We start from the raw sequence: 5,411 nt of genomic DNA, 5'->3' as shown, positions 1-5,411 counted from the left end.
TTTTTTTAGCCGATGCTCGACAGCACCAGCCCGGTGCCGCCGACCAGCAGCAACAGCGCGGCGCGGCCAGGGCCGTGCGTGTCGGCGCGATGGATCGCCGCCGCCACCCACAGCAACGCCAGCAGGGTCGCCACGCGCACCGCCACCGCATAGCCGAGCAGGCCGCCGCCGCGCCAGCCGAAATGCACCGCGTCCCAGCCCAGCAGCAGCAGCGCGATCAACACGCCCAGCGAGGCCGCCACGCGCTGCGCGAAGCCCAGCGTGGCGGCGGTGTAGTGGCGATACGCCCGTTCCAGCGGAGGATCGAAACGCAGCGCGGCGAATCCCTTGCGCAATTGCGCCGCGTAGGCCTCGCCCGGCGGTGCGTCGTGTGGCTCCTGGTAACGCTCGTGCATGCAGTCCCCTGTCGACGGCAACGCGGCGCGAAGTGCGGATCAGGTCACATCAGATCGTGTCACCCGATTCGGTTTCGCGCGGACGCTGCGGTGCCCACGTCGAGACCATGAAAAAGCACCGGCGCGTGATTGTCCACTTTTGGGACGATCGGTTGCGTGACAGCAGCGCCCTGCCGCGCCGCCTTGGCACGGCAGGGCGAGCGTCAGCGCGGCGGCGGGAACGCCCACACGCTGTGTGGATCGCCGCCCTGCCCGCGGCGATACGCGGCGCGCGCCATCTGCCAGTAGGCCCAGGCCAGCGCCAGCGCGCAGGCGTCGATGGCCAGCAGCGTCCCGCTGCTCCACGGCGCCACCCAGCCGGCGGCGCCGCGCAACCCGGCCAGCGGCACCAGCGCGGTCAGCACCGCACAGGCCAGCAGCAGTTCGTAGGCGCCGCGCGCGGTGGGACGCAGCAGCGCCCAGGCCACGCCGAGCGCGAACACGGCGTAGTACACCCAGCGCTCCATCCCCGGCGGCAACAGGCGCGCGGCCACGAACAGCGCCGACACCCCGGCCACGCAGCCCAGGCAGACGCCGGTGGTCAGCCGCGCCATGACGTGGGTGCGCAACGGCTGCGCGACCTGGCGGCGCTTGCGCCGCGCTTCCACCCACAGCAGGTTGCCGCTGTAGAACAGGAACGCGCCGCCGAGCCCGAGCAGGAAGTACAGCCACTGCAGCGGCCAGCGCCCGTAGTCGCCGAAGTGCAGGGTCTGCAGGCCGCGCAGCGCGGCCACGCCCGGCGACATGGTCTGCGGCGACAGCACCCGCAACACCTGGCCGTCGGCCACGCGCAGCGCCACGCCGCCGAGCGTGTTGAGCCGGCGCTGCTCCTGGTGGCCGTACAGGTCCACCTGCGCATTGGCGTCGCCGGCATCGTGGAAGGACAGGCTCTCCGGCACGAAGCCGGGATTGGCCGCGCGCGCCCGTGCCACCAGCTCGGCCACCGGCAGCATCGGCGCAGGCACGTGCGCGGGCTGCACGTGCGGCGCCAGTTCGAAGTCCGGCTGCAGCACCTGCATCAGCTTGCCGTCGAACACCAGGTACTGGAACGGCGCCAGCAGCAGCACGCCCAGGGTCAGCACCGCGCCGGACCAGGCGAAGATCACGTGGAACGGCAGCGACAGCATGCCGATGGCGTTGTGCGCGTCTTGCCACAGACGCTTGACGTTGCGGCCGCGGCGTAGCGCGAACAGGTCCTTGAGCAGCACCGGCGCGTACAGCACCACGCCGCTGACCAGGGCCACCCCGTACAGCAGGCAGACCACACCGAACAGGTAGGTGCCGAAGGTGCGCGGCAGCCCGGCAGTGAAGTGCAGGTCGTACAGGAACGCGACGAAGCCGCTGCGCTGCGGCAGCTGCACCGGCTGCCCGTCGGCACCGGGCTGGAACTGCACCATGCCGCCGAAGGCCTGCTCCGCGGCCGGCCCGAACGCGAACAACTGCGGCTGCGTGCGGCCCTCGCCGGGCAGCATCAGCGTGTACGACTCGGCCAGCGCCGGATGCCGCGCCAGCACCGCATCGGCCAGCGCCTGCGCGGCCTGCTCCGGCGGCAACGCCGGGGCCTGCACCGCGGCCGGGCGCGGCCACTGCTCCAGGTCGTGGGTGAACACGTTGATCGCCCCGGCGTAGAAGGCGATGAACAAGGCCATGCCGGCGAGCAGGCCCATCCAGCTGTGCGCCGACAGGAACTGGCGCAGGGTCGCGGCCTTCATGCGCTCACCTGCACGAGATGGGTGGCCTTGAGCAGGTAAAGCGCCACGTAGCACAGTGCGGTCGCAGCGCCCAGCCACAGCCACGCGCGCGCGCCGCTGCGGAACACGAAGGCCAGCGACATCGCGCCGACCCACAGCGGGAACACCAGCAACAGCCACGGCAGCGTGTGCACCTGCAGGTCGCCCGGCCACAGCAGCACGCACAAGCCGATGACGCCCACCGCCAGCGGCAGGCCGAGCACGATCGCCGCCAGCCACCTAGCCCACATCGCCAGCCCCTTGGTGCAATTGTCGCCACGCATCCAGGTACGGCAAGGCCACCGCCGCCAGCATCGTCGCGCTCAACGCGGCGAAGACGCCGGCCCACACGCCCAGCGCGGCGATCGCCGCACCCAGCGCCGCCACGCACAGCAGCGTGCCGGCCACGCGCAGCGCGCGCGCGTGCCGATGCCAGGCCGGACGCAGCCGCTGGTGCGCGGTGGCCAGGTAGAACGCCAGCGCCGCCAGCGCGGCGGCGAGCAGATAGGCGGCGGTGGCAAAGGCGAGCATCACCAGCGCGCCTCGAAGCCGATGCCGACCACACGCGGCGCGCCCAGGATCGCGACCGGATCGGCGGCCCAGCGGTACTGCACGTAGTTCCGGTCGAGCAGGTTGTTGGCGAAGATCCACGCGCTCCAGTCCAGGTTCTCGTAGCCGAACTTGGCGTTGACCACGGTGCGCGAGGCCAGTTGCACGGCGCCGGCACCGATGTCGGTGTAGACGCGGTCGCGGAAGCTGGCGTTGAGGTTGGCCAGCCAGCCCTCGGCGAAGCGCCAGTTGGCGCCCAGCGCCGCGGTCCAGTGCGGCGCGTAGGCGAATTCGCGGCCGGCGTAGTCGATGACCGAGGCACCGATGGTGGCAAAGCTGTCGTAGCGGGTGCGCGCATAGCCCAGCGAGCCGTACCAGTCGAAGGCTTCGCTGGGGCGGTGGCTGGCCTCCAGCTCGGCCCCGTACAGATGCGCGCGGCCGGCGTTGACGGTGTTGTAGTCGAAGCTGTTGAGGCCGAAGTAGGCGGTGGTCTGCTTGTCCTTCCAGTCGATGTAGTAGGCGTTGGCGTTGAGGGTCAGGCGCCGGTCCAGCCACTGCGAGCGCAACGCGGCCTCGTAGTTCCAGGTGTATTCCGGGTCGTAGGGGAAGGCCTGGCTGCGCGCCGAGTTGAAGCTGGAGCCGCCGGAGCGGTAGCCGCGCTGCACCACCAGGCTGGCCGACAGGTCCGGGTTCCAGTCGTAGCGCACGCCGAGCTTGGGCAGCAGCGCGTCGAAGTCGCGCGTGTTCCAGGCCACCTCGCCGTTGGCCGAGCGCACGATGCCGGCCACGCCCTGGTTGATCGCGACGATGGCCCGATACAACGCGGTGCCGCTGGCGGCGAAGGCGGCCGGGTCGGGATAGCGGCCGGCGAAGGCCGCGGTGGTGTCGGAGGCCATGGCGTAGCGCTGGTGGTCGTAGCGCAACCCGCCGAGCAGCGAGAACCCGCTGCCCACCTGCCACTGGCCGTCAGCGAACAGCGCGCGGTTGCTGGAGCGGGTCGGGCTGGCGCTGACGTAGTCGACCGGAATCACCGGCAGCGCCTGCGCGTAGCGGGTGGCGATCGCGGTGGCGGTGGCGGACGGGAAGCCGGCGCTGCGCAGCAGCCCCGCGATGGTGGTGGTCGGCGTGGCGACGTTGTTCAGCAGTTGCGCGTCGTTGTCTTCCACGTGCCGCGCCCAGTACGCGCCGAGCAGGCCCTGCACCGCGGCGCCGGCGTAGTGCAGGCGCAATTCCTGCGAGGCGGTGGTGTCGTCGAGCTGGCGCCGCGCGTAGCCGGCGTTGTCCGGGCCATGGTCCATGTCCCACAGGCTGGACGAGGTGACCTTGTTCCAGGCGCTGACCGAGGACAGCGACCAGGCGTCGGAGAGCGCGTAGTCGGCCTGCAGGGTGACGATGTCGCTGTCGCTGCGGGTGCGGTCCGGGGTGTTGTTGGTGGTGTAGCGGTGACCGAAATAGTCGGGCAGATCGGTGCGCACGTAGCTGTACATGTACGGCCCGTTGCGGTGCGAGCGGGTGTAGCCCAGTTGCACTTTCAGCCCGGTGATCGCCGACGGCGTCCACAGCAGCTTGCCGCGGTAGATCGCCGAGACCTGCGCGTCGTCGGCGGCCTGGCGGGTGAGGTTCCAGGTGTAGCCGTCGAAGCTGCGCTGCTCCACCGAGGCGCGGAATGCCAGTTCGTCGGCGACGATCGGGCCGCCGACCGCACCGGCCAGGCTGCGGTCGGACGGATCGGAGGCCAGCACCCGCAGCTTGCCCTGCCAGTCCATGGTCGGCTCGGCGGTGCGCAGGACGATCGCGCCGGCCAGGGCGTTCTCGCCCTGCAGGGTGGACTGCGGGCCGCGCAGGACTTCCACCTGCTGCAGGTCCCACAGGCTCAGCGGCGCCCAGCTGATCGCCTTCCACGGCAGGGCGGCGCCGTCCAGGTAGATGGTGGCCAGCGGCGCATCGCTGCCGCCGTCGATGTTGCGAATGCCGCGGATGCTGAAGCCGGCATCGCCGTAGGTCTGGGCCATGTTGGCGGTGCGGTTGAACACCTCGTAGGCGTTCTGCAGGTTCTCCTGCTCGATGCGCGCTTCGGTGGTGACGGCGACCGAGCTGGTGGTGTCCTGCACGCTGCGGCCGCTTTTCTCGCCGGTGACGACGATCTGGTCGAGAGTGGTGGGATCAGGAGGCGGCGCGGCATCGGCGCCGGCAGCGCGCGTTGGCGGCGCCCAGCTCAGCAAGACGGATACCACGCATAAGGACAACACGGACCGCGCGACGCGCATACACCACTTCCCCCGAAAGACTCACGGTTGAAGGCATGGCGGCGGCTGTGCCTGGCTGCCGGACGCGGCAGCGCTGGGCGCGGACTTTAGCAGAGCGGGGGCGGGGCTGCCATGGGATTTGGGATGGGTGGCAGGTTTGCTCAGGGGTCTTGGGAGCGTAGGAGCTGCTCCTACGGGTGGGCATCGCCAACGTATGCGTCACGCGCAGACACGTGTTGTGGGAGGGACTTCAGTCCCGACGCCGTGACCGGCGGCTGCCGCGATGCAGGGGGCCATCGTCCCAGGGGCATAGCGAGGCTGGCGCGTCGCGCGTAGCGGCTGAAGCCGCTCGCTACTACGGTTCTTCTCATCCAACAGTAAAGCTTGAAGCAACAGCAAAGGCTTTCGCCTGGCGGCGAGTTACTTTTCTTTGCTCGCGCAAAGAAAAGGTA

5 protein-coding genes are annotated in these 5,411 nt (G+C 70.4%); all 5 read right to left on the bottom strand.

Translation table 11 applies throughout. The features are described 5' to 3' along the window. Positions 1-5: 5 nt before the first annotated feature. The 5 genes from D588_RS0118120 to D588_RS0118100 all read right to left on the bottom strand — a co-directional run bounded on the left by D588_RS0118120 (position 6) and on the right by D588_RS0118100 (position 4,947). A complete protein-coding gene (locus tag D588_RS0118120) occupies positions 6-395 on the bottom strand; it encodes a hypothetical protein (RefSeq protein ID WP_017916980.1) in 390 nt (129 codons plus the stop codon). A 203-nt stretch (positions 396-598) separates the two neighbouring features. Beyond that, a complete protein-coding gene (locus D588_RS0118115) occupies positions 599-2,146 on the bottom strand; it encodes a PepSY-associated TM helix domain-containing protein (RefSeq protein WP_017916979.1) in 1,548 nt (515 codons plus the stop codon). Then, entirely contained in the window at positions 2,143-2,415 is a 273-nt protein-coding gene (locus D588_RS0118110; protein ID WP_017916978.1) for a hypothetical protein, read from the bottom strand. The genes D588_RS0118115 and D588_RS0118110 overlap by 4 nt, the downstream gene beginning before the upstream one ends. Further along, on the bottom strand, positions 2,405-2,695 hold the full coding sequence (locus tag D588_RS0118105; RefSeq protein WP_017916977.1) for a hypothetical protein: 291 nt from the start codon (positions 2,693-2,695) through the stop codon (positions 2,405-2,407). The genes D588_RS0118110 and D588_RS0118105 overlap by 11 nt, the downstream gene beginning before the upstream one ends. Beyond that, positions 2,695-4,947, bottom strand: a complete 2,253-nt coding sequence (locus D588_RS0118100; protein WP_226980586.1) for a TonB-dependent receptor — start codon at positions 4,945-4,947, stop codon at positions 2,695-2,697. The genes D588_RS0118105 and D588_RS0118100 overlap by 1 nt, the downstream gene beginning before the upstream one ends. Between the last annotated feature and the right edge of the window lie 464 nt (positions 4,948-5,411).

It is taken from the genome of Xanthomonas sp. SHU 308 (assembly GCF_000364645.1).
In the GTDB taxonomy this organism is placed as follows: Bacteria; Pseudomonadota; Gammaproteobacteria; order Xanthomonadales; family Xanthomonadaceae; genus Xanthomonas_A; species Xanthomonas_A sontii.
This window is presented reverse-complemented; position numbering and strand designations above follow the sequence as displayed.

What these genes read in the sequence shown, in the direction of transcription:
- D588_RS0118115 (WP_017916979.1), bottom strand. Translation starts at nt 2,146, where the DNA reads ATGAAGGCCGCGACCCTGCGCCAGTTCCTGTCGGCGCACAGCTGGATG.
- D588_RS0118110 (WP_017916978.1), bottom strand. Translation starts at nt 2,415, where the DNA reads ATGTGGGCTAGGTGGCTGGCGGCGATCGTGCTCGGCCTGCCGCTGGCG.
- D588_RS0118105 (WP_017916977.1), bottom strand. Translation starts at nt 2,695, where the DNA reads ATGCTCGCCTTTGCCACCGCCGCCTATCTGCTCGCCGCCGCGCTGGCG.
- D588_RS0118120 (WP_017916980.1), bottom strand. Translation starts at nt 395, where the DNA reads ATGCACGAGCGTTACCAGGAGCCACACGACGCACCGCCGGGCGAGGCC.